General features: G+C 73.5%; 22 protein-coding genes and 1 tRNA gene. 12 read left to right on the top strand and 11 right to left on the bottom strand.

Annotated elements, in window-relative coordinates; genetic code table 11:
• Positions 1–17: 17 nt before the first annotated feature.
• Together ACGF1Z_RS05400 and ACGF1Z_RS05395 are read left to right on the top strand one after the other, a co-directional pair.
• Entirely contained in the window at positions 18–950 is a 933-nt protein-coding gene (locus ACGF1Z_RS05400; RefSeq protein WP_393000090.1) for a cupin domain-containing protein, read from the top strand.
• A gap of 104 nt (positions 951–1,054) precedes the next feature.
• Complete coding sequence (locus ACGF1Z_RS05395) at positions 1,055–1,990, top strand: class I SAM-dependent methyltransferase (protein WP_393000088.1); 936 nt, start codon at positions 1,055–1,057, stop codon at positions 1,988–1,990.
• 64 nt (positions 1,991–2,054) lie between these two features.
• On the opposite strand, the gene ACGF1Z_RS05390 is transcribed toward ACGF1Z_RS05395, so the two are convergent.
• The 4 genes from ACGF1Z_RS05390 to ACGF1Z_RS05375 all read right to left on the bottom strand — a co-directional run bounded on the left by ACGF1Z_RS05390 (position 2,055) and on the right by ACGF1Z_RS05375 (position 6,960).
• Positions 2,055–2,504, bottom strand: a complete 450-nt coding sequence (locus ACGF1Z_RS05390; RefSeq protein ID WP_393000086.1) for an RICIN domain-containing protein — start codon at positions 2,502–2,504, stop codon at positions 2,055–2,057.
• A gap of 3 nt (positions 2,505–2,507) precedes the next feature.
• On the bottom strand, positions 2,508–3,302 hold the full coding sequence (locus ACGF1Z_RS05385) for an aldo/keto reductase (RefSeq protein WP_393000342.1): 795 nt from the start codon (positions 3,300–3,302) through the stop codon (positions 2,508–2,510).
• Positions 3,303–3,735: 433 nt separating this feature from the next.
• Complete coding sequence (locus tag ACGF1Z_RS05380) at positions 3,736–5,559, bottom strand: AMP-dependent synthetase/ligase (protein ID WP_393000084.1); 1,824 nt, start codon at positions 5,557–5,559, stop codon at positions 3,736–3,738.
• 525 nt (positions 5,560–6,084) lie between these two features.
• Entirely contained in the window at positions 6,085–6,960 is an 876-nt protein-coding gene (locus tag ACGF1Z_RS05375; RefSeq protein ID WP_393000340.1) for a LysR substrate-binding domain-containing protein, read from the bottom strand.
• A gap of 96 nt (positions 6,961–7,056) precedes the next feature.
• On the opposite strand from ACGF1Z_RS05375, the gene ACGF1Z_RS05370 reads away from it, so the two are divergent.
• From ACGF1Z_RS05370 to ACGF1Z_RS05360, 3 genes are read left to right on the top strand one after another with little or no spacing between them, the layout of a single operon-like run.
• On the top strand, positions 7,057–8,211 hold the full coding sequence (locus tag ACGF1Z_RS05370) for a bile acid:sodium symporter (protein WP_393000083.1): 1,155 nt from the start codon (positions 7,057–7,059) through the stop codon (positions 8,209–8,211).
• Between the two features lie 25 nt (positions 8,212–8,236).
• On the top strand, positions 8,237–8,758 hold the full coding sequence (locus ACGF1Z_RS05365; protein WP_393000081.1) for an isochorismatase family protein: 522 nt from the start codon (positions 8,237–8,239) through the stop codon (positions 8,756–8,758).
• The gene (locus tag ACGF1Z_RS05360; RefSeq protein ID WP_393000079.1) at positions 8,755–9,138 is read left to right on the top strand and encodes a (2Fe-2S) ferredoxin domain-containing protein; all 384 of its coding nucleotides are present in this window, start codon (positions 8,755–8,757) and stop codon (positions 9,136–9,138) included. The genes ACGF1Z_RS05365 and ACGF1Z_RS05360 overlap by 4 nt, the downstream gene beginning before the upstream one ends.
• Before the next feature lie 103 nt (positions 9,139–9,241).
• Here ACGF1Z_RS05360 and fdhD read toward each other — a convergent pair whose 3' ends face one another.
• Positions 9,242–10,087 carry a formate dehydrogenase accessory sulfurtransferase FdhD gene (fdhD, locus tag ACGF1Z_RS05355; protein ID WP_393000077.1) on the bottom strand — a complete coding sequence of 282 codons (846 nt, stop codon included), beginning with the start codon at positions 10,085–10,087 and terminating at the stop codon, positions 9,242–9,244.
• A 232-nt stretch (positions 10,088–10,319) separates the two neighbouring features.
• Here fdhD and ACGF1Z_RS05350 point away from each other — a divergent pair, with 232 nt between their 5' ends.
• From ACGF1Z_RS05350 to ACGF1Z_RS05340, 3 genes are all read left to right on the top strand, one after another.
• Positions 10,320–11,264 (top strand): beta-ketoacyl-ACP synthase III, encoded by a 945-nt coding sequence (locus tag ACGF1Z_RS05350; protein ID WP_393000075.1) that lies wholly within the window; start codon positions 10,320–10,322, stop codon positions 11,262–11,264.
• A 331-nt stretch (positions 11,265–11,595) separates the two neighbouring features.
• The gene (locus ACGF1Z_RS05345; RefSeq protein ID WP_393000073.1) at positions 11,596–12,135 is read left to right on the top strand and encodes a hypothetical protein; all 540 of its coding nucleotides are present in this window, start codon (positions 11,596–11,598) and stop codon (positions 12,133–12,135) included.
• A 73-nt stretch (positions 12,136–12,208) separates the two neighbouring features.
• Positions 12,209–12,844 (top strand): class F sortase, encoded by a 636-nt coding sequence (locus ACGF1Z_RS05340; RefSeq protein WP_393000071.1) that lies wholly within the window; start codon positions 12,209–12,211, stop codon positions 12,842–12,844.
• Positions 12,845–13,263: 419 nt separating this feature from the next.
• Here the strand turns inward: ACGF1Z_RS05340 and ACGF1Z_RS05335 are convergent, their stop codons facing one another.
• A complete protein-coding gene (locus ACGF1Z_RS05335; RefSeq protein ID WP_393000338.1) occupies positions 13,264–14,541 on the bottom strand; it encodes a DUF2254 domain-containing protein in 1,278 nt (425 codons plus the stop codon).
• A 382-nt stretch (positions 14,542–14,923) separates the two neighbouring features.
• On the opposite strand from ACGF1Z_RS05335, the gene ACGF1Z_RS05330 reads away from it, so the two are divergent.
• A tRNA-Leu gene (locus ACGF1Z_RS05330) sits at positions 14,924–15,011 on the top strand.
• Positions 15,012–15,065: 54 nt separating this feature from the next.
• Here ACGF1Z_RS05330 and ACGF1Z_RS05325 read toward each other — a convergent pair.
• The 4 genes from ACGF1Z_RS05325 to ACGF1Z_RS05310 are packed head-to-tail and all read right to left on the bottom strand — an operon-like array spanning position 15,066 to position 17,095.
• Positions 15,066–15,446, bottom strand: coding sequence for a hypothetical protein (locus tag ACGF1Z_RS05325; protein ID WP_393000069.1), 381 nt, complete (start codon positions 15,444–15,446; stop codon positions 15,066–15,068).
• Between the two features lie 7 nt (positions 15,447–15,453).
• Complete coding sequence (locus ACGF1Z_RS05320) at positions 15,454–16,191, bottom strand: methyltransferase domain-containing protein (RefSeq protein ID WP_393000067.1); 738 nt, start codon at positions 16,189–16,191, stop codon at positions 15,454–15,456.
• A 29-nt stretch (positions 16,192–16,220) separates the two neighbouring features.
• A complete protein-coding gene (locus ACGF1Z_RS05315; protein ID WP_393000336.1) occupies positions 16,221–16,661 on the bottom strand; it encodes a hypothetical protein in 441 nt (146 codons plus the stop codon).
• A gap of 5 nt (positions 16,662–16,666) precedes the next feature.
• Positions 16,667–17,095 carry an ATP-binding protein gene (locus tag ACGF1Z_RS05310; RefSeq protein ID WP_393000065.1) on the bottom strand — a complete coding sequence of 143 codons (429 nt, stop codon included), beginning with the start codon at positions 17,093–17,095 and terminating at the stop codon, positions 16,667–16,669.
• A gap of 258 nt (positions 17,096–17,353) precedes the next feature.
• Between ACGF1Z_RS05310 and ACGF1Z_RS05305 the strand changes: the two genes are divergently transcribed.
• The 3 genes from ACGF1Z_RS05305 to ACGF1Z_RS05295 all read left to right on the top strand — a co-directional run bounded on the left by ACGF1Z_RS05305 (position 17,354) and on the right by ACGF1Z_RS05295 (position 19,347).
• On the top strand, positions 17,354–18,217 hold the full coding sequence (locus tag ACGF1Z_RS05305; RefSeq protein ID WP_393000063.1) for a helix-turn-helix domain-containing protein: 864 nt from the start codon (positions 17,354–17,356) through the stop codon (positions 18,215–18,217).
• Positions 18,218–18,454 (top strand): DUF397 domain-containing protein, encoded by a 237-nt coding sequence (locus ACGF1Z_RS05300; RefSeq protein WP_015037566.1) that lies wholly within the window; start codon positions 18,218–18,220, stop codon positions 18,452–18,454.
• Positions 18,455–18,528: 74 nt separating this feature from the next.
• Positions 18,529–19,347 carry an SAM-dependent methyltransferase gene (locus ACGF1Z_RS05295; protein WP_393000061.1) on the top strand — a complete coding sequence of 273 codons (819 nt, stop codon included), beginning with the start codon at positions 18,529–18,531 and terminating at the stop codon, positions 19,345–19,347.
• Between the two features lie 106 nt (positions 19,348–19,453).
• Here ACGF1Z_RS05295 and ACGF1Z_RS05290 read toward each other — a convergent pair whose 3' ends face one another.
• The gene (locus ACGF1Z_RS05290) at positions 19,454–21,355 is read right to left on the bottom strand and encodes a M64 family metallopeptidase (RefSeq protein WP_393000059.1); all 1,902 of its coding nucleotides are present in this window, start codon (positions 21,353–21,355) and stop codon (positions 19,454–19,456) included.
• Between the last annotated feature and the right edge of the window lie 10 nt (positions 21,356–21,365).

Below are 21,365 nucleotides of genomic sequence, written 5' to 3'. Positions count from 1 at the left end.
CGTCTACGCTGGCCGCCATGGACGCACTCGCCGGTCTCCTCGACGGACCCCGCGCCAAGGGCGCCTTCGTCCTGCGGATGGTCATGGCCCCGCCCTGGTCCGTACGGATCGCGGACGAGGCCCCGCTCTGCCTGATGTGCGTCACCGACGGCGAGGCGTGGATCGTGCCGGACGGCGAGGGGGCGCCGGTCCTGCTGCGGCCCGGCGACATCGCGATCGCCCGCGGCCCGGAGCCGTACACCGTCGCCCACACCTCCGACGCGCCGCCCACCGCCGTCATCGGCCCCGGCGGTCACTGCTCGACCCTCAGCGGCGAACCCCTGGAGGAGTCGATGAGCCTCGGCGTACGGACCTGGGGCAACGCGCCCGACGGCACCACCACCGTCCTCGTCGGCACCTACCTGCTGGCCGGCGAGGTCAGCCGGCGGCTGCTCGACGCCCTGCCGGACCTGCTGCACCTGCCCGCCGAGGTGTGGAAGTGCCCGCTGATGCCCTTCCTGGAGGAGGAGATCTCCCGCGACGAGCCCGGCCAGAGCGTGGTCCTCGACCGGGTGCTCGACCTGCTCCTGATCGCCGCCGTCCGCGCCTGGTTCTCCCGTCCCGGGGCCGCCGCCCCCGCCTGGTACCGGGCGATGGGCGACCCCGTCGTCGGGCGGGCCCTGCGGCTCATGGAGAACGACCCGGCGCACCCCTGGACGGTCGCCACCCTCGCCGACAAGGCGGGCGTCTCGCGGGCCGCGCTGGCCAGGCGCTTCACCGGCCTGGTGGGGGAGCCGCCGATGGCGTACCTCACCGGATGGCGCCTCGCGCGCGCCGCCGACCTGCTGCGGCAGACCGACGCCACCGTCGAGTCGGTCGCCCGCCAGGTCGGCTACAGCAGCGCCTTCGCACTGAGCGCGGCCTTCAAGCGGGTGCGCGGGGTCAGCCCGCAGCAGCACCGGGGGACCTGACACTCTTCGCACGCGTGCGCGAGACCGGTCGGTCGCCTGTGCGACACTTGCCGGTTCGGCAAGTTCATTCGCTCTTCCGGCAGCGGCGGGCGCACCCTGTCCCCATGAGCACCATCGACCACCAGGACCGTCAGCACCAGGACCGGCAGCACAGCCACGGCCACCCGCACGGTCACCATGCCCACCACGACCGGGCCCACCTCGACTGGGTCGAGCTGGCCCCCCTGCTCACCCGGCAGGCCGAGACCCAGAGCCCCCTCTACGCCGAGGCCGCCGCCTGGCTCGCCGCCCTCGCGCCCGCTCCGGCCGTGCGCCGGGTCCTGGACATCGGCAGCGGACCGGGCGTCGTCACCGCCCTGCTCGCCGAGGCCTTCCCCGCGGCCGAGGTCGTCGCCGTCGACGCGAGCCCCGAACTCCTCGCGCTCGCCCGGGAGCGGGCCGACGCCCGCGGGCTCGGCGGCCGGGTCACCACCCTCCAGGCCGAACTCCCCGCCGCGTTCGCCGCGCTGGGCACCGCCGACCTGATCTGGGCCAGTCACTCGCTGCACCACATCGGCGACCAGCGCGCCGCCCTCGCGTCCTTCGCCGAGGTGCTGAACCCCGGCGGAGTCATCGCGCTCGCCGAGGGCGGCCTGCCCGCCCGCCACCTGCCGTGGAACGCGGGCGTCGGCCGGCCGGGCCTGGAGGCCCGGATCGACGCGGCGAGCGCCGACTGGTTCGGCGAGATGCGGGCCGCGCTGCCCGACAGCAAGGAGGAGATCGACGACTGGGCCGGTCTCCTCACCGACGCCGGGCTCACCCCCAGCGGCACCCGCAGCTTCCTCTCCGACCTGCCCGCGCCGCTGCCGGACGTCGTGCGCGAGCAGATCGTCGCCTACTACGAGCGGCAGCGGAGCGGCCTGGCCGAGTGCCTCGCGGACGACGACCGCGCCGCCCTCGACCGGCTGCTCGACCCGGCCGACCCGCTGTCGCTGCACCGCCGCCCGGACCTGTTCCTGCTGGCCGCCCGCACGGTGCACACGGCACGCAGGTCCGCCTGAGGCGCGGGCGGAACGGCGGCGGTCCGGGCGCGGCCGGGGCCCCGGGCCCCCTGCTCCGACCGCCTCAGGACACCGGCTCCAACCGCCACCACTGTGACGGGGAGTCGGTGTCCTCCCACTGCCGGACGTCCGCGCCGTCCTCGCGCGAGCCGTCCGCCACCTCCAGGAGCAGGCCGCTGACGAAGCTCACCAGCGCCACCGTGCCCGGCGACTGGAGGTCCTGCTCGATGATCCATTCCTGGGCGCCGAAGTTGTTGGCCTTCCACTGCTGGATCCGGGCGCCGTTCTCCGTCGAGGCGTTCGCGACGTCGAGCCGCTTCCCGCCGGCCACGTTCACCAGGTGGTAGAGGCCGCCGCCGTTCGGGACCGGGGTGATGTGCCAGTGCTGGCCCGGGGTGCCGCGGTCGGCGGACTGCCGCACCGGGGCACCGCTGCGCGTCGACCCCTCGTACACCTCCAGAAGCAGGCCGCTGGCCACGTTCCGTACCCGGTAGATCCCCTCCGCGACCTGCACGGATCAGGCGCCGACGTTGAACTCGCCCGGGTTCGGACCGAGACGGCGGCCCTCGTCGAGCGCGGCGACGGCAGCGAGGTCCTCGGCGTCCAGCTCGAAGTCGAAGACGTCGATGTTCTCCCGGATGCGGGAGGGCGTCACCGACTTCGGGATGACCACGTTGCCGATCTGGAGGTGCCAGCGCAGCACCACCTGGGCCGGGGTGCGGCCGTGCTTCTGCGCGATGGCCACGAGCGCGGGGACCTCCAGGAGGCCGCGGCCCTGGCCGAGCGGCGACCAGGCCTCGGTGGCGATGCCGTACTTCGCGTGCGCCGCGCGGGCCTCGGTCTGCTGGAGCTGCGGGTGCAGCTCGATCTGGTTGACCGCGGGGACGACCGAGGTCTCGCCGAGCAGCCGCTCCAGGTGCTCGGGCAGGAAGTTGGACACGCCGATCGCCCGGGCGCGGCCCTCGGAGAGGATCTTCTCGAAGGCCCGGTAGGTGTCGACGTACGCGTCCTTCGCCGGAAGCGGCCAGTGGATCAGGTACAGGTCGACGTGGTCCAGGCCCAGCTTCGCCAGCGAGGCGTCGAAGGCCCGCAGGGTGGAGTCGTAGCCCTGCTCGCTGTTCCACAGCTTCGTCGTGACGAAGAGCTCCTCGCGCGGGATCCCCGAGCCTGCGAGCGCCTTGCCGGTGCCCGTCTCGTTCGCGTAGATCGCGGCGGTGTCGATGGAGCGGTAGCCCGCCTCCAGGGCCGTGGAGACGGCGCCCTCGGCCTCGTCGTCCGGCACCTGCCAGACGCCGAAGCCGAGCTGCGGCATGCGCACGCCGTTGTTGAGGGTGAGGAAGGGGACCTTGCTGTCCGTGCTCACGAGGGGTCGTTCCTAACGTCGTCGGTTCTCTCCTCCACCTTCAACGATCACCGGCCGGATCGCATTCCTCCGGGCCGCAAGAAGTCGCCGTCGCTCCCCGTACGGGTGCCGCGCGCCCGCGGATCCGCCCGTACCGGCTCCGCCGGCCTCGGCGACCCGCCCCGGGTCGTGGGCGACCACGCGGGCACGCCGCCCCGCCACGAAGGAGACATGCTGCGCGACGAGGAGCGCGGGCCCGGCGCCGCGGCGGCAGGGGTGCGGAGCGCTCCGGAGACGATCGGCCGTCCCCCTTCGGGCGACCGCGTCCTGCGCGCGCTGACGGGCGGCCGACGACCGCTCACGCCAGGTGGTGGTGCGACAGATGACGGGCGGAGGCGGTGGATCAGCGGTACAGCGCCTCGACCTCCGAGGCGTACGCCTGCTCGATCGCCTTCCGCTTCAGCTTCAGCGACGGGGTCAGCAGCCCGTGCTCCTCGCTGAACGGATGCGCCAGGATCCGGAAGGTGCGGATCGACTCCGCCTGCGAGACCCGTACGTTGGCCGCCACGACGGCTCGCCGGATCTCGGTCTCCAGGACCGGGTCGCGCACCAGCTCGGACGCCGGCAGCGGCGGCCGGTTCTGCATCGACAGCCAGTGGTCCACGGCCTCCTGGTCGAGCGTCACCAGCGCCGCCACGTACGGCCGGTCGTTGCCGACCACGATGCACTGCGCCACCAGCGGGTGGGCCCGGACCTGCTCCTCCAGACCGGCCGGTGACACGCTCTTGCCGCCGGACGTCACCAGGATCTCCTTCTTGCGCCCGGTGATCGTCAGGTAGCCCTCCTCGTCGAGCGCCCCCAGGTCACCGGTCGCCAGCCACCCGTCGTTGAGCACGGCGCCGGTCGCCTGCGGATTGTTGAGGTACCCGGAGAAGACGTGGGCGCCGTGCAGCCACACCTCCCCGTCCTCCGCGATGTGCACCGTCGTCCCCGGCACCGGCTGGCCCACGGTGCCGTACTTGGTGCGCTCCGGCGGGTTCGCCGTCGCCGCGGCCGAGGACTCCGTCAGGCCGTACCCCTCGAAGATCGTCACGCCCGCGCCCTCGAAGAAGAGCCCGAGCCGCCGGTCCATGCCCGAGCCGCCCGACATCGCGTGCCGCACCCGGCCGCCGAGCGCCTCGCGGACCTTGCCGTACACCGTCTTGTCGAAGAACTGGTGCTGCATCCGCAGCCCCGCCGACGGACCGGGCCCGATGCCGAAGGCCTTGTGCTCCAGCGCCTCCGCGTACCGGACCGCCACGTCCACGGCCTTGTCGAAGGGCCCCCGCCTCCCCTCCGCCTCGGCCCGGCGCCGGGCGGCGTTGAAGACCTTCTCGAAGATGTACGGCACCGCCAGCACGAAACTCGGCCGGAAGGCCCGCAGATCCGGCAGCAGCTCGGACGCGGCGAGCACCGGCTGGTGGCCCAGCTTCACCGCGCCCCGGATCGCCGCCACCTCCACCATCCGCCCGAAGACGTGCGCGAGCGGCAGGAACAGCAGCGTCGAGGCCTCGTCGCCCGGCCGGGAGTGGAAGACCGGCTCCCAGCGCCCGATCAGCATGTCCGTCTCGAACATGAAGTTCGCGTGGGTGATCACACAGCCCTTGGGGCGGCCCGTGGTGCCCGAGGTGTAGATCACCGTCGCCACGGACTCGGGCGTCACGGCCTTGCGGTGCCGCTGCACGACGTCCTCGTCGATGTCCGAGCCCGCCGCGATCAGCTCGCCGACCGCGCCCGCGTCGAGCTGCCACAGGCGCTGCAGCCGCGGCAGCCGGTCGATCACCGAGCCGATCGTCATCGCGTGGTCCTCGTGCTCCACGACGCAGGCGGTCACCTCGGCGTCGTGCAGCATCCACAGGACCTGCTCGGCGGAGGACGTCGGATAGATCGGCACGGGCTGCGCGCCCAGCGCCCACAGCGCGAAGTCGAAGAGCGTCCACTCGTAACGGGTTCGCGCCATGATCGCGACGCGGTCGCCGAACCGCACGCCCTCGGAGATCAGACCCTTGGCAAGAGCCAGGACCTCGTCCCGGAACTCCGCGGCGGTCACTTCCCGCCACTGCCCGTCGGCGTCCTTGCGACCCAGCGCGACCCGGTCCGGATCCCGCTCGGCATGGTCGAACACGGCGTCCGCCAGACCGCCGACCTGAGGCGCCGCCTCGACGGGCGGCACGGTGAACTCGCGCACTGACCTGCTCCCTCGCCCGCTCGATGTCGCAATCCGTACGGCGCGGTGAACCTACCCCACGCCGTGACCCGGGGGGAGGGCCTTCACCAAGCCGCGACCTTGCACGTATCCACAGGTCAGGGGAGGGAAACCGGACAAGTGAGCGCAGGGTGAGGGCCATTGCCTAACCCTCGGTAAGCCCCGATGGCCGGAATCTCCACGGAATCTGTACGGAGCGATCACCGCGACCCCCCGTCGACAGCACCGATCCGGCGCCCACCAGGGGCTCGGCGGGCGGCGGGCGGGCGCCCGGGGGCGGCCGGCGACCCCCGCCGAACCGGCCACCGCGCCCCGCCACCCCATCCGCCGGCCTGCCGTCGCGGGGCGCCGGTGGGCGGGGGTGTGGGGCGTGGTGCGGGTGGGGCCACGTGGCCGGTTCGTGGGGGTCCGGGGCGGCGGTGGGGTGAGGCGCGGCGGTCGGTGCACGGAGCTTCGCCGGCCGATTGCCGGAGCGACCGGTTCGGTTCGGGGTGGCTCGCCCGTCGCTCAGCGTGGGCGGTGGAGGCGGTCGCCGCCCGCCAGGATCGCCGCCGCCAGGGCGTCCGCCGCGTCCTGGGTCGACCCGCGCCGGCGCCCCTTGCGCAGTACGAAGTCGACCGCGCCCAGCTCCGGGAGCCCCGCCCTGGCCGGCAGCTCGACGAGGCCGTGCGGCAGCAGGCCCCGCGTGTGCGCCATGACGCCGAGCCCGGCCCGGGCCGCCGCCACGTTCGCGCTCAGGCTCGAACTCGTGCACGCGATCCGCCACGGGCGCCCCTGCGCCTGCAGTGCCTCCAGCGCGCGGGCCCGCGTGATCCCCGGGGGCGGGAAGACGATCAGCGGCACCGGACGTTCCGGGTCGAGCCGCAGCCGCGGCGCGCCGATCCACACCAGCACGTCCTGCCACACCAGCTCGCCGCCGGCGTCCCCGTCCTCGCCACCGCGCCGCTTGGCCAGGATGAGATCGAGCCGACCCGCCTCGAGCCGGGCCTGGAGCGTGCCGGACAGCTCGACCGTGAGCTCCAGGTCGACCTCCGGGTGCTCGCGCCGGAAGGCCTCCAGGATCTCCGGCAGCCGGGTCGTCACGAAGTCCTCCGACGCGCCGAAGCGCAGCCGGCCGCGCAGCCGGGTCCCGGTGAAGAAGGCCGCCGCGCGCTCGTGCGCCTCCAGGATCGTCCGCGCGAAACCGAGCATCGCCTCGCCGTCCTCGGTCAGTTCCACGCCGTGCGTGTCCCGGACGAAGAGCGGCCGGCCGGTCGCCTCCTCCAGTCGCCGCACGTGCTGGCTGACCGTGGACTGGCGCAGACCGAGCCGCCGGGCGGCCTGCGTGAAGCTGAGGGTCTGCGCGACGGCGAGGAAGGTCCGCAACTGGGCCGGCTCGTACATGCTCGCGCTCACGGTGCGACGTTATCGCGATTCGTGATGACAGTCAGTGCGCTGTACGGGATTCCCGATCGTGGTGCCGTCGACCAGGATGGGCACATGAGTTCCCGTACGCCCCGTGGGTCCCGCAGGCCCCTGCTGCCGGCCTGGCTGCCGATCGACCCGTACATCCTGGCGCTGCTCGGCACGGTCGGCCTGGCCGCGCTGCTGCCCGCGTCCGGGGCGGCGGCGACGGTCGCGAGCGGCGCGTCGACCGGGGCGGTGGCGCTGCTCTTCCTCCTCTACGGCGCCCGGCTCTCCACCCGCGAGGCGCTGGACGGCCTGAGGCACTGGCGGCTCCACGGCACCGTGCTCGCCTGCACGTTCCTGGTCTTCCCGCTGCTCGGCCTCGCCGCGGGGGGACTCGTGCCGACGGTCCTCACCCCCGACCTCTACGGCGGCCTCCTCTTCCTCTGCCTCGTGCCGTCCACGATCCAGTCCTCGATCGCCTTCACGTCGATCGCCCGCGGCAACGTGCCCGCCGCGATCTGCGCCGGCTCCTTCTCCTCGCTCGCCGGCATCGTGATCACCCCGCTGCTCGCCGCCTTCCTGCTCGGGAGCGGCGCGGGCGGCTTCTCCGCCGACTCGGCGGTCAAGATCGTGCTCCAGCTGCTGGTGCCGTTCCTGGCGGGGCAGCTGCTGCGCCCGTGGGTCGGCGGCTTCCTCGTGCGGTACAAGAAGGTGCTGGGGTACGTCGACCGGGGCTCGATCCTGCTCGTCGTCTACACGGCCTTCAGCGAGGGCATGAACCGGGGCGTCTGGCACCTGGTCACCCCGGGCCGGCTGGGGCTGCTGCTCGCCGTGGAGGCGGTGCTGCTCGCGGTGATGCTCGCGCTGACCTGGTACGGGGCGAAGCGGCTCGGTTTCGGCCGGGGCGACCGGATCGCGATCCAGTTCGCCGGCTCCAAGAAGAGCCTGGCCGCGGGCCTGCCGATGGCGAGCGTCCTCTTCGGCGCGCACGCTTCGCTCGCCGTGCTGCCCCTGATGCTCTTCCACCAGATGCAGCTCATGGTCTGCGCGGTCATCGCCCGCCGCCGGGCCGGTGACCCGGAGGCGGCGGAGCCCGAGGACGAGGCGCCCGGGGACGAGGCGCCCGGGCAGCCGTCCGGTCCGGTCTCCCGCCCCGCGGTCGACCCGGCGTCCGCCCCCGATCCCGGCCGGGGCCCGGGCGCGGAGCCCGTTGGCGGGATCACATCCCCGGCCGCACCGCGGTGATCATCGGGGCCGATACGGTGCTCCCATGCCCGCACTCGATCCCGGCCGCACCGCACTCGTCCTCGTCGACCTGATGGAGCGCATCGTCGCGCTGCCTCTCGCTCCCCGTCCCGGCACCGAAGCCCTCGACGCCGCCGGCCGCCTCGCCGACGCCTTCCGGGCAGCAGGCGCGCCCGTCGTCCACATCCGGGTGGAACGCCCGGGGATCGACACGCAGCCGCCCGGCAGCGAGCTCGTCGCCGCGCTCGTCCACGACGGCGACGACGTCGTCGTCAAGCGCACCATCGGCGGGTTCCAGGGCACCGGCCTCCACGAGCTCCTGCAGAAGCACGGCGTCAGCACCCTCGTCCTCGGCGGCATCGCCACCAACCTGGGCGTCGAGTCCACCGCCCGCGCCGCCGGCGACCTCGGCTACGACCTCGTCTTCGCCGAGGACGCCATGACCGCCCTCACCGCCGACGAGCACCGCGCCTCCGTCCAGCTGGACTTCCCGCGCCTCGGCACGGTCGCCGCCGTCGACGCGATCACGCTGGACGGTGCCGCGTGAGCCGGGTGCCGATACGGTACGGGGCCCGGCCCTGCTCCCTGGTCGTCTGCCGCGGCTGCTGCTGCGGCGACGCCCGCAAGAACCCCGGCATGGACCACGACGGGCAGCTGGCCCGGCTCCGGGCGGCCGCAGCGGCCTCCGCGGGCCGACTGGTCGTCCGTACGAGCGACTGCCTCGGCCCCTGCGCCCAGGCCAACGTGCTCGTGGTCCAGCCGTCCACCGAAGGCCGGCGCCGGGGCGGACGGGCCGCCTGGATCGGCTGGAGCGCCGACGAGGACTGCCTCGACGAGGTCCTCGCCTGGACCGAGGCCGGCGGCCCCGGCATCGCCAGGCCCCCGGCGACGCTCGAACTCCAGATGATCGACCCGCCCAAGAACTGAGCCGGGGCGGACACGGCCCCGATCCCGGGGGAACCCGGGTCCGCTGCGTGGGCCCGGCCCCGGTCCGGTCGGGAGCCGGGCCCGCGCCCCGACCGGACCGGGGTCAGTTCTCCGGCAACGGCTCCAGGGCGATCCGGTGCTCGCCGGCGTACACGTTCATGTCCTGTCCGCGCAGGAAGCCGACGAGCGTCAGCCCCGACTCCGCCGCCAGGTCCACCGCCAGCGACGACGGGGCCGACACCGCGGCGAGCACCGGCAGGCCCACCATCACCGCCTTCTGCGCCAGCTCGAACGAGGCCCGCCCCGAGACGAGCAGCACCGCCCGCCGCAGCGGCAGCAGCCCCTCGCGCAGCGCCCGGCCCACCAGCTTGTCCACGGCGTTGTGCCGGCCCACGTCCTCCCGTACGTCGAGCAGTTCGCCGTCCTCCGAGAACAGCGCCGCCGCGTGCAGCCCACCGGTGCGGTCGAAGACGCGCTGCGCCGCCCGCAGCCGGTCGGGCAGCGCAGCGAGCAGCGCCGGCGTCAGCCGGACCGGGGGAGTGTCGGCTATCGGGAAGCGCGCCGTGGTGCGCACCGCGTCCAGGCTGGCCTTGCCGCACAGGCCGCACGACGAGGTCGTGTAGACGTTGCGCTCCAGGGTGATGTCGGGGACGACGACGCCGGGGGCCAGCTGGACGTCCACCACGTTGTAGGTGTTCGAGCCGTCGTCCTTGGCGCCCGCGCAGTACACGATGTTCCGCACGTCCGACGCGGCGGCCAGCACTCCCTCGCTGACCAGGAACCCGGCCGCGAGCGCGAAGTCGTCGCCCGGGGTGCGCATGGTGATCGCGATCGGCCGACCGTTCAGCCGGATCTCCAGCGGCTCCTCCGCCACGAGGGTGTCCGGCCGCTCGTTCACCGCCCCGCCCCGGATACGCAGCACGCGCCGTCGCTCGGTCACCCGTCCCATGAGGCTGTACTCGTTTCTGTCCGTGCGGGAAGCCGCGTGCGGCCTGACCGGCCCCATTCTCCCCTTGTCATGGTCGGACAGGCACTTCGGGTGAATCTTGGTGGTTTACGTCACCTGTTACCCATCAGTCGCTGGCAAGACTGGGTGGTCCTGCCGCAGGAACGCACCAGATGCACCATCCGCACCACCGCACGAACGAACTGCCGATCCACAGACCTAGGGGGTCCCGGGCATGACGGGCACTCGAATCGCCGCGCTCGGGCACTACCAGCCCGCCAAGGTGCTCACCAACGACGACCTCGCCGCCCTCGTCGAGACCAGCGACGAGTGGATCACCAGCCGGGTCGGCATCCGCACCCGGCACGTCGCCGGCCCCGAGGAGCCGGTCGACGAGCTCGCCGCGCACGCCGCCGGCAAGGCCCTCGCCGCGGCCGGCCTCGGCCCCGGCGACATCGACCTGGTCCTCGTCGCCACCTCCACCGCCATCGACCGCTCGCCCAACACGGCCGCCCGCGTCGCCGCCCGCCTCGGCATGGGCTCGCCCGCCACCATGGACCTCAACGTGGTGTGCGCCGGCTTCACCCACGCCCTCGCCACCGCCGACCACGCCGTACGGGCCGGGGCCGCGCGCCGCGCCCTGGTCATCGGCGCCGACAAGATGACCGAGGTCGTGGACTGGACCGACCGCACCACCTGCGTGCTCGTCGGTGACGGCGCCGGCGCGGCCGTCGTCGAGGCGACCGGGACCGACACCGGAGCCATCGGTCCCGTCCTGTGGGGCTCCGTCCCCGAGATGGGCCACGCCGTGCGCATCGAGGGCACCCCGCCGCGCTTCGCCCAGGAGGGGCAGACCGTCTACCGGTGGGCCACCCAGCAGCTGCCGCACCTGGCCCGAAAGGTGTGCGAGCGCTCCGGGGTCACCCCCGAGGAGCTGGCCGGCGTCGTCCTCCACCAGGCCAACCTGCGCATCGTCGAGCCGCTCGCCGCGAAGATCGGTGCGGTCAACGCGGTCGTCGCCCGGGACGTCGTCGACTCCGGCAACACCTCCGCCGCCTCCGTCCCGCTCGCCCTGGCCAAGCTCGTCGAACGCGGCGAACTCCCCTCAGGCGCACCGGTCCTGCTCTTCGGCTTCGGCGGCAACCTCTCCTACGCGGGCCAGGTCGTCCGCCTGCCGTAGGCCCTCGGGCTCGCCTAGCGCGGCAGCCGGGAGCGGGCGGCGCCGACCCTGGACGTGCACCGCTGCCCGCCCCGCACGCTCGCCTGCCGTGGACGGTGCGCGCGGGGTGGGGGCCCCACCCCGCGGGCACGCGCCCCTCTGCGGGCCCGCGCCGCCCCACGCCGCCGCGCGCGTGCTCTGCCGTCGGTGCCGGGTGCGGGTTGCCCCGTTCGGCGGAGCCCGGTGGCGAGGGGTCCGGCGCGCGCCTAGCTTCGATCGCGGCGAGGGTCTTCTTCCGGCCCCTCTGTGGAACCACTCCGCAATCCGCCCTCGCGTCATCGGGAGGACCACCATGCGCGCGATACGTGCCGCCGCCGCAGCCCTGCTCGCCGTCGCCCCGCTCGCGATCGTGGCGCCTCCGGCGTCCGCGGAGGACGACGGCTTCCCCAAGGAAGGGACCGGGCACGACATCACGTCGTTCGGCTTCTCCGTCACGCCGGAGACCGTCGCCCCCGGCGGCACCGTCACGCTCACGTCCGACGGATGCGAGGTCCCCACCGTCACCGTCACGTCGGGGATCTTCGAGACCGTCACCCTGAACGAGGGCCACCAGGGCACCGCGACCGTCGACGTCGCCGCCAAGGTCGGTGCCCAGTACGAGATCACCTTCGACTGCAAGGGCGAGCGCGGCACCACGAAGCTCACCATCGCCGGCGGCGGACAGCACGACGCCGCCCCGACCGGTGCGCGCAAGGGCGTGAAGGCCGGCTTCGGCAGCGGCGGGGCCGACGGGGTCGGCACGGCCGAGATGGTCACCGGCGGCGCGCTGATCGTCGGCGCGCTGGGCGCCGCCGTGGTCCTCATGCGCCGCCGCCAGAGCACCGGTTCCTGAAACGGCCCCTTCGTCCCGGTGTGACGAGGACCGGGGCGAAGGGGCGCCACACCGAGGAGAGGGCGGAACGGACGTGCAGGGGTCGAACGGGCCGGACCGGCGCGGCGCCTGGGGCGTCGTCGCCGTCGTCCTGCTGGTGGGCGTCCACCTCGTGCGCGGCGGTGCCGGCGAGTGGCCGGCCGACGGGCCCCCGCAGCCCCTGGCCGCCGCGGCCTCGGGCGGCCGGGTCCCGGCCGCGGTCGTCGCGCCGCTGTCCGCCTCGCCCCCCGTCCGGGTCCGCGTGCCGGGTCTGAGGATCGACGCTCCGGTGGTCCGCGTCGGCCTGGATCCCGAGGGCTGGATCGAGGCCCCGCCGCCGGACGACCGCAATCTCGCCGGCTGGTTCGGCGGTGCCGTGACTCCGGGGGAGCGGGGGACGGCCGTCGTCGTCGGCCATGTCGACACTCCCGAGGGCCGCGCCGTCTTCTACGACCTCGGCGCGCTCGCCCCGGGCGGCCGGGTCGAGATCCGGCGGTCCGACGGGCGCACGGCCGTCTTCACCGTGTACGGCGTCGAGGTCGTCCCGAAGGAGGGCTTCCCCGCCGGGCGGGTCTACGGCTCCACGGGCAGCGCGGAGCTCCGGCTCATCACCTGCGGCGGCCCGTACGCGCAGGACGGCGGCTACGCGGGCAACGTCGTCGTCTCCGCCCGCCTGACCCAGGTGCGGTGAACCCCATTCCGTCGGGACACGGGGACGTGCCGTGGAAGGACGCCGGCATGGACCGGCTGACCGGCGCCCCGGAGGCGCCTCGCCGCCTTCGGGAGCGGCGGCTGAGTCCTCCCCGGTCATCGGCGGGCCCGCGGACGCGGCCCCCCGGACCCGCCCCGGCGGCCCGCTGCCCGGCGACCCCCGCACCGAGCCCGCACTCGTCGCGGCCCTCGACACCGACCTGACGGACTTCCGGGCAGGACTGGACCTGGACGGGGTCGTCGTGGTCAATGGCTTCCACGGAGCCGGCGTCGGGGGGCGTCGGGCTCCCACCCAGGACGCCGCACGGGAGAACCCGGTCGACTCCCTCTCCTTCGCCCGCCGCTCCCGCGCCCACGTCCACTCGCCGCGCGGGAAGCGCCGGAGCCGGCCGGTCGCCGTCAGCCGATTCCCTGACGGTCCGCCTCCAGGGCGAAGTCCCGGTCCGCCGCCGCCGGCACCGCGCGCTCCACCAGCTCGACCAGGAGCGCACGGTGCCGCAGCAGCGGCGCCCTCCGCTCCTCCGGCACCAGCGACAGGAGGTCGTCGAACCCGGCCAGCATCCGCCGCGACACCTGCGGGCTGCTCGTCGCGCACGCCCGGAGCTCGGCGAAACCCAGGTCCACCAGGTCCGTCCACCCCGGCACGTCCTGCACGAACCGCACCGCCCCGGCGCCGCCGCGCCCGTCCCGGTAGGCGACCGCGCCAAGCGGCCGCCGGGCCAGCGCCGCCAGGAACTGGGTGATCCGGTCCAGGCACTGCACGGCCGTCGTCGGGTCGTTCACGGCCGGCGACAGGGCCCGCAGCCCGATGTCCGCGAGCTGCCGCAGCCCGAAGCCCAGGTCCTGGTGGAAGGTCCGCTCGATCCCCACCGACACCGAGGACGCGAGCCCCCTCGGGGCCGTGCCGCCGTGCACCGCGAGGATCGGCGTCCCCGGCACCACGAAGTCCCCGATCCGCGGCAGCAGCCGCAGCACGAGCCCGTGGCGACGTGCGGCCCGGACCAGCCGCGCCACGTTCACGTCGCGCAGGACCCCGGCGTGGCCGCGGTGCACCACGTGCCCGGTCACCGGACCGAGGTCGCCGTCCCCGCCCGCGTACCAGGGCATCTTCGTGAGCACCCGGAAGGACTCCCGGGTGATCCGGTCGATCACGTGGCTCACCCGCATCAGGCGCAGCGTCGAGTTCACGTAGGCGACGAAGAGCAGCAGGCTCAGGCCGACCATCAGCAGCGTCAGGACCGACTGCAGCAACGGCACGCTGGTGACGAGCCGCGGGTCGGTGTCGCTCTCGTACGAGGTGAGGACGAGCAGCGACAGCAGGAAGGTGGAGAGGAAGACCGCCAGGGTCGCCTTGGTGATGCGGCTGCGGACGAAGATCCGCACCACGCGCGGGGTGAACTGCCCGCTCGCCATCTGCACCGCGACGAGCGAGATGGAGAAGACGACACCGATGAAGGTCATCATCGCCGAGCTGACCGTCGTCACGACGGTCTGGGCGTCCTGGGCGATCGAGACGAGATCGGCGACGGCCTCGTACTCGCCCTGCTCCTGCAGGGACTCGACGATCGCCTGGTCGAGCGCGGCGCAGGCCCACCACACCCCGAAGACCGCGACCATGGCCGCGACCGGGGCGAACCAGAAGGTGTCCCGCAGATGCTCCCGCAGCGGCGACAGCATCCGCGGCCTGCGGTAGGAGGGCGTCGGCGGCGGGGGAGAAAGGCTCACCCGGCGCAGGCTAGGTGCAGCCGCCCCCGGGAAAGCGGCGACGCCCCGTGCGCCCCAGGGCGGAGGCGGTTCTGTCCTCCGTACGTACGCGGGACGGTCCCGCGTACGTACGGAGGGGCCCGGGGCGGCCCGGACGACGGAACAGGCCGGGCGTCTCCACTCCGCGTACACGCAGGGGCACACCCTGTACGACGGCCGGGACCACGGGACCGGATCAAGGACGACACGGCCGGCCCCGCTCGCTGACCACGGGAAACGCTGGTGAAAGGCACCTCGAACCCCTGGTAGAGTTATCCATGTCGCCGCGGGGAACGCCGCGGGCGGCAGACACCTTGTCCGGGTGGCGGAATGGCAGACGCGCTAGCTTGAGGTGCTAGTGCCCTTTATCGGGCGTGGGGGTTCAAGTCCCCCCTCGGACACCACAGAGAGGACCCCGACGCGAGTCGGGGTCCTTTCGCGTGCAGAGGCGAGGCGGTTCAGAAGAGGAACGAGCCGCCGGCGGACGTGAAGGTGGCGAAGACGTCGGCGATCCCGAGGGCCCACAGGGCGATCGTGCCGATCAGCAGGCCGGCGGCCGTCGGCACCCGGGCGCTCCTTCCGCGCAGCGAGGCCGTGATCCATCCGCACGCCGCCCCGGCCAGGGGCAGGCCCACCAGCGTCATGGCCGTGCGCTGCAGCATCAGCCTCGTCGCGTGGTTGGCCTGCCAGTCGCTGCCGCTCCGGTTGCGGACGGCGCTCTCCGCGGTGAACCACAGCCCCGCGGCCAGGGGCAGCAGGAGGACGGCCGTCATCGCGAGGAAGACCACGAGTCTGCGCCGCGTCCGCCGGTGTTCGGCCGTGGCCGAGGTCTGCGTCATGTACGCATCATGATCGAGGCGCGGCCTCCCGCTCCAGCCCCTTGCGGGCCACGACCAGCCGGCACCGCGGGCTGCCGTCCCCGCGCGTTCCCAGGGACGGCAGCGCGTGCAGTTCCGTGTGGAAGCCGGCCGCTTCGAGGCGCTCGCGGACGTCCGAGAGCCGGAAGGTCCGGTAGTACATGACGAAGGGCGGCCGCCACAGCGCGTTGCGCAGCCGCATCACCGCGTCGAAACCCCACAGGGTCCAGTACGGGGCGGAGCCCACGCGGGGCGGGGCCGGCAGCGGGAAGGCGAACACGCCGCCGGGCCGCAGGGAGGCGTGGACCTGCGCGAAGAGGGTGCGCTGCTCGGCGGGGAGGAAGTGACCGAAGGCCCCGAAACTGACGGCCAGGTCGAAGACGGGCGCGAAGGGCAGGGCCAGGGCGTCGGCCCGGACGAGGGTGGCCGCGGGGTGGGCGGCGCGGGCCTCGGCCAGCATCCCGCCGCTGAGGTCGACCCCGGTGATCCGGCCTGCGCACACCGAACGCAGCACCGGGAGCCCCGCGCCCGTGCCACAGCAGACGTCGAGGCCCGATCCGAAGGGGCCGAGCGGCTCCAGGGCGTCGGCGACGGCGGCGAGCAGCCGGTCCGGAGTGCGGAAGGGCGTGGCGTCGAACTTGCTCGCGAGCAGGTCGTAACCGTGCTCGACCGACGACAGCGCCTGAATGGTCAGCTCGCGGAGTGTGGGGCCCTCGGGGGAGAACATGGGGCGACCCTACGGTCTCCCGGCCCGCGTCACAGGGCGCTGCGGACCTGTGGCGGCACGCCCCACTCCGGCGCGATCCCGGTCAGCTGGCAGATCAGCAGGTACAGGGGGATGGGCGGGGTGTACGGGGAGTCGCCGTCGGGGTGGTGGATCAGCCGCGGACGGCGGTCCGGGATCACCGCGCCGGGGGCGTAGCAGCCCGGGAAGGGCCAGGTCAGGTCGTCGTCGGAGGCGGCCGGGACCAGCCACCACCACCAGTCGCCGTCGGCGTAGACGCAGCCCTTGGCGGGCAGCCGGGAGAGGATGCGGAAGCCGTAGCGCGCGGGCACGCCGACCGCGTCGCAGCCGAGGGTGGCCGGCAGGTCGACGGGCGGGGACAGCCGGGTCACGCCGAGGGGCGCGGAGGAGGGGGATCTGCCGGGCGGGTTCTCGGGGCTCCTGCGGACGCGGGGGGCGAGCAGCGTCGCCATGGACCTCAGCACGGCTCTCCCGTGCCGTGCTCCAGTTCCGCCCAGACGATCTGCGCCGTGCCGTGACCGGTGCGGTCCGCGCCCCAGGCGCTGCACAGCGCGTCGACCAGGACGAGTCCCCGGCCGCGCTCCTCCTCGCCGCAGTCGCGGATGCGGGGGCCGGCGGGGCCGCCCTCGTCGCGCACGGATATCCGGAGCCGTTCCTCGCCCTCGCGCAGCTCGCACACGAAGCGGGTGCTCGCGGTGTGCACGACGGCGTTGGTGACGAGCTCGGAGACGACGAGCACGACGGTGTCGCGTATCTCGGCGTCGCAGCCCCAGAGGATGAGCCGTTCCTCGGCGAGCAGCCGGGCGCGGGCGACCGTGTCGGTGCGCGCGGGCAGCTCGAAGGCGAAGCGGCGGACCTGGGTGTGCGGTCGTGTGCGCTGGGTCATGACGCGGGGACTCATGAGACCTGAGGGCTGCGCGTTACCAGAAGCCACGACCGATCCTCACAACTGTGGGCAGGAGGGAGTTCCGTACGCGTTCCGCGCAAAGGAGCGCACGGCATGCGTACTGGTTCACCGGAATACTCTGCTCCCGAGTCGGACACTTGGCAAGTGGCACTCTGAAAAATGCAGAGTGCTGTGTTCTCTCTGGCGGTGTTCGTGGCACACTCTCATCGAAATCAGCGCGTCGGGGAGGACTTCAGAGTGAGCGAGCCGCGGTCCGCCCCGACAGTGGGACAGGTCGTCCTCGGCAGGCGCCTGCAGGATCTGCGCGAGCGGGCCGGCCTCAAGAGGGAAGAGGCCGCCAAGATCCTGCGGGTGGCCCCGGCCACGATCCGGCGCATGGAGACGGCCGAGGTCTCGCTCAAGATCCCGTACGTCCAGCTCCTGCTGCAGGCGTACGGCATCACGGACTCCGAGGCCGAGGGCTTCGTGGCCCTCGCGGAGGAGGCCAACCTCCCCGGCTGGTGGCAGCGGTTCCATGACGTGCTGCCCGGCTGGTTCTCCATGTACGTCAGCCTGGAGGGGGCGGCGAGCCTCATCCGGGCCTACGAGCCCCAGTTCGTCCCCGGCCTGCTCCAGACCGAGGACTACGCCCGTGCCATTCTGCGCAGCGGGGCCGTCGGCGGCAGCGATGCCGAGGAGATCGAGCGCCATGTAGCCCTCCGCATGGAGCGCCAGTCCCTGCTGACCAGGGAGGACGCGCCCAAGTTCTGGGTGATCATGGACGAGACGGTCCTCCGCCGACCGGTCGGCGACGGGCCCGAAGTGATGCGCGCCCAGCTCGACCGGCTGCTCGAGGCTTCGGAGCTGCCGAACGTCACCCTGCAGATCGCGGAGTTCCGGTCCGGCCACCACCCCGGCACCTACGGACCGTTCGTCCTCTTCCGCTTCGCCATGCCCGAACTCCCGGACATGGTCTACAGCGAGTACCTGACCGGCGCCGTCTATCTCGACGCGCGCCCCGAGGTGGCATCCCACCTCGAGGTCATGGACCGCATGGCGGCCCAGGCCGCGACTGCACAACGCACGAAGGAGATCTTCCGGGATCTCCGCAAGGAGCTGTGAATGGATCGCATATACAACGGCATGCCCGCCGCTGAGCTCGGTGCCGAGGGATGGCACAAGCCGTGGAGCGGCGGGAACGGGGGCAACTGCGTGGAGGCCATGAAGCTGGCCGACGGCAGGGTCGCCGTGCGACAGTCCGCAGACCCTGAAGGACCCGCGCTCATCTACACCCACGGCGAGATCGCCGCGTTCATCCAGGGGGCGAAATCAGGTCAGGCTGATTTCCTGCTCACCTGACCACTTCCGTCCCACCCCTCAGATCGCGTAACTCTTGCTGTTGGCAGCACCGTTCGTCCCGCCGAGGAGAGCCGATGACCCAGGACGCCGCATCCCCCCACAGCGGGATACGCATCGACACCAGCAAGCCGCATCCCGCGCGCATGTACGACTGGTTCCTGGGCGGCAAGGACAACTACCCGGTGGACGAGGAGATGGCACGCCAGCTCCTCACCGTCGACGCCCGCGGCCGGGACATGGCCCGCGTCAACCGGGCCTTCATGCACCGCGCCATCCGCTGGCTCAGCGCCCAGGGCGTACGCCAGTACCTGGACGTCGGCACCGGGATCCCGACCGAGCCCAACCTGCACCAGATCGCGCAGGGGGCCGCCCGGGAGTCCCGGATCGTCTACTGCGACAACGACCCGATCGTGCTCGCGCACGCCGCCGCGCTGCTGCGCTCGACCCCGGAAGGGGCCACCGAGTACATCCAGGCGGACGCCCGCGACCCCGAGCTGATCCTCGAAAGGGCCGGAAAGGTCCTTGATTTCGACCGGCCCATCGCCCTGTCGATGCTCGCGCTGCTGCACTTCGTCGGCGACGAGGACGGCGCCTACGACCTGGTCGGCAAGATCGTCGACAAGCTCGCCCCCGGCAGTTACCTCGTCCTCTCCCACGTCACCGGGGACTTCGACCCCGAGGGCGCCGCGAAGGCGGCCGCCATGTACCGGGCGCGCGGCCTGACCCTGCGGCCCCGCTCGCGCGACGAACTGGCCGCGTTCTTCGACGGCCTCGACCTGGTCGAGCCGGGCGTCTCCCTCACCGCGGAGTGGCACCCGGAGCTCGGCGAGCCCGTCAAGGTCCAGGGCGACGACCCGATCCCGGGCTGGGCGGCGGTCGGCCGCAAGCGCTGACCGCGCCCCGTACCCGTCGAGGGGCCCCCACCGGAACACCGGCGGGGGCCCCTCCTGGTGTCCGCGGACCCACCGCCCCACGGCGGTGCTCACGGACGGCGCAGCTCTACCTCTTCACCAGCGTCACCAGGAACGCGCTCGCCCGGCCGACGTTCCCCGCCGCGTCGACCGTGCGGTACTCCACCGTGTGCGTGCCGTAGTCCGGCGTCGCGTCGTCCCACGGCACCGCCCTGCTCCTGCCCAGCTTGCCGTAGACGAGATCGTCGATCACCGTCCCGGAAGGCGAGAAGCGGAACGGCGCCGCAGCGTCCGTCGGCCAGCCGTAGTAGGTGTACCAGCCGTCGCCGTCCACCCGGAACTGGCTCACCACCGCGCCCTGCCGGTCGTCCCGGGCGCTCAGCCGCATCGTGAACTCCCCGTCGTAGACGTACTCGACGGGCCGCCCCGCCCGGCGCACCGTCCGCAGCGGCGGCGACAGCTCGTACGAGGCGGAGGCGGCGAGCGCGTCCACCGTCCAGCGAAGCTCCTGGCGCGTCCCGGGAATCCGGGCCGTCAGGGAGTGCGACCCGGGGGCGAGCCGCAGCCCGCCCAGGTCCAGGTCCCGGTCGTTGCCCGGATTCGGGACGTCCCGTCCGTCGAGGGTCCAGCGCACGCCCGGGATCCCGCGCACCGGATGGGTGGTGTCGGCGTGCACGACCGACCGCGCGCCGACCGGGGAGCCGGTCGCCGTGTGCCCCGTGAACGCCGGTGGCACGGCGCCGTCCGGCGTGCGCAGCGCCGGGTCGACCGTCCAGCTCACCGTACGGGTCAGGGCCGGCGAGGCGCGTATCGCGGGGTCGCGGACGAAGGGCGTCGGATCGGTTACCGTCGCCGTCAGCGCGTACGTGCGCCCGGGGGCGAGCCCCAGCCGGCGCAGGTCGACCGCACGGGCTCCGCCGGTCCGCAGCGGGCGCCCGTCGAGCCGCCATGCCACGGACAGTTCGCCGCCCAGCGGATGCAGGGTGTCCACCCACACCGTCCGGTCGGCCCCGATCGGCGCCCCGTCCGCGGTGTGGTCCTGGACCAGGTCCACCCTGGCCGAGACCGCCTGCACCATCACCTCGCGCTCGACCTGGTCGAAGGCGTAACCGAGGGTCTTCATCATGGAGTGACGGCTGGGCCGCCAGACGCCCTTCGTGCTGTACAGGCCGCCCTCGTGGAGGCCGATCACCCCGCCCGACTCGCTCTCCTCGCCGAGCCAGCGCCACCACTTGGCCCGCTGCTCCCGCATCTCGCGCTCCGTCAGCAGCGTGTGGTGGACGGAGGAGGGTTCGGTGTCCTCGCCGTACGCGCCTCCGGGCACGCCGCGCCCGTAGTAGTCGTACTCGTCCTGGAGCCCGCCGAGCGAATGCCCTATCTCGTGCGGGGTGATGAGCGCCGACAGGGCGTTGCCGCCGGACGCGGTCGCGTAACTGCCGCCCGCCCCACCGTAGGTGGAGCTGTGGGCGAGCGCCACGACCTGCCGGTTCGCGCGGCCCGTGCCCGGCACCAGGTCGGCGTACCCGGCCGCCTTGGCGCCGTCGACGGTGAGCAGCCGCTGCACACTGCCCGGGTTGCAGCCGCCCCAGAACCCCATGTCGAGCGCGGTGTCCCGGGCCGGCGCGTCGAGACCGGGATCGCAGTCGACGCCCGACTCCCGCGACGGCACCTCCACCGCCCACACGTTGATGTAGGAGCGGTACGAGGCGAACGGCTCGATGCTCCACAGCATGCTCAGATGCCGCTCCAGGTCCGCCCGGAAGGCCGGCATCTCCGCGGCGGTGTACCCGTCGCCCATGACCACCAGATTGAACCGCCGGTCCGCGGGTCCGGTGGTCTGGACGGGCACGACGGTGGCCCCGCCGGTCTCGGCGACGGCCGGACTGCCCACGGCCGCGGTACCCGTGCTGATCAGGCCCGCGGCCAGCAGACAGCCCGCGACGAGCCGGGCCACTCCTCCTCGAACACGCCTGCGGCGCAGTGAAGTCATGGGGCGCGAG

Origin of the sequence: Streptomyces sp. NPDC048018, from assembly GCF_043202995.1 — a bacterium.
Taxonomy (GTDB): Bacteria; Actinomycetota; Actinomycetes; order Streptomycetales; family Streptomycetaceae; genus Streptomyces.
This window is presented reverse-complemented; position numbering and strand designations above follow the sequence as displayed.

Bases quoted from the DNA above. Each gene is read 5' to 3' on its own strand.
- ACGF1Z_RS05400 (WP_393000090.1), top strand. From the start codon at position 18: ATGGACGCACTCGCCGGTCTCCTCGACGGACCCCGCGCCAAGGGCGCC.
- ACGF1Z_RS05395 (WP_393000088.1), top strand. From the start codon at position 1,055: ATGAGCACCATCGACCACCAGGACCGTCAGCACCAGGACCGGCAGCAC.
- ACGF1Z_RS05385 (WP_393000342.1), bottom strand. From the start codon at position 3,302: ATGCCGCAGCTCGGCTTCGGCGTCTGGCAGGTGCCGGACGACGAGGCC.
- ACGF1Z_RS05375 (WP_393000340.1), bottom strand. From the start codon at position 6,960: ATGTACGAGCCGGCCCAGTTGCGGACCTTCCTCGCCGTCGCGCAGACC.
- ACGF1Z_RS05370 (WP_393000083.1), top strand. From the start codon at position 7,057: ATGAGTTCCCGTACGCCCCGTGGGTCCCGCAGGCCCCTGCTGCCGGCC.
- ACGF1Z_RS05365 (WP_393000081.1), top strand. From the start codon at position 8,237: ATGCCCGCACTCGATCCCGGCCGCACCGCACTCGTCCTCGTCGACCTG.
- fdhD (WP_393000077.1), bottom strand. From the start codon at position 10,087: ATGGGACGGGTGACCGAGCGACGGCGCGTGCTGCGTATCCGGGGCGGG.
- ACGF1Z_RS05350 (WP_393000075.1), top strand. From the start codon at position 10,320: ATGACGGGCACTCGAATCGCCGCGCTCGGGCACTACCAGCCCGCCAAG.
- ACGF1Z_RS05345 (WP_393000073.1), top strand. From the start codon at position 11,596: ATGCGCGCGATACGTGCCGCCGCCGCAGCCCTGCTCGCCGTCGCCCCG.
- ACGF1Z_RS05335 (WP_393000338.1), bottom strand. From the start codon at position 14,541: ATGCTGTCGCCGCTGCGGGAGCATCTGCGGGACACCTTCTGGTTCGCC.
- ACGF1Z_RS05325 (WP_393000069.1), bottom strand. From the start codon at position 15,446: ATGACGCAGACCTCGGCCACGGCCGAACACCGGCGGACGCGGCGCAGA.
- ACGF1Z_RS05320 (WP_393000067.1), bottom strand. From the start codon at position 16,191: ATGTTCTCCCCCGAGGGCCCCACACTCCGCGAGCTGACCATTCAGGCG.
- ACGF1Z_RS05315 (WP_393000336.1), bottom strand. From the start codon at position 16,661: ATGGCGACGCTGCTCGCCCCCCGCGTCCGCAGGAGCCCCGAGAACCCG.
- ACGF1Z_RS05310 (WP_393000065.1), bottom strand. From the start codon at position 17,095: ATGACCCAGCGCACACGACCGCACACCCAGGTCCGCCGCTTCGCCTTC.
- ACGF1Z_RS05300 (WP_015037566.1), top strand. From the start codon at position 18,218: ATGGATCGCATATACAACGGCATGCCCGCCGCTGAGCTCGGTGCCGAG.
- ACGF1Z_RS05295 (WP_393000061.1), top strand. From the start codon at position 18,529: ATGACCCAGGACGCCGCATCCCCCCACAGCGGGATACGCATCGACACC.
- ACGF1Z_RS05290 (WP_393000059.1), bottom strand. From the start codon at position 21,355: ATGACTTCACTGCGCCGCAGGCGTGTTCGAGGAGGAGTGGCCCGGCTC.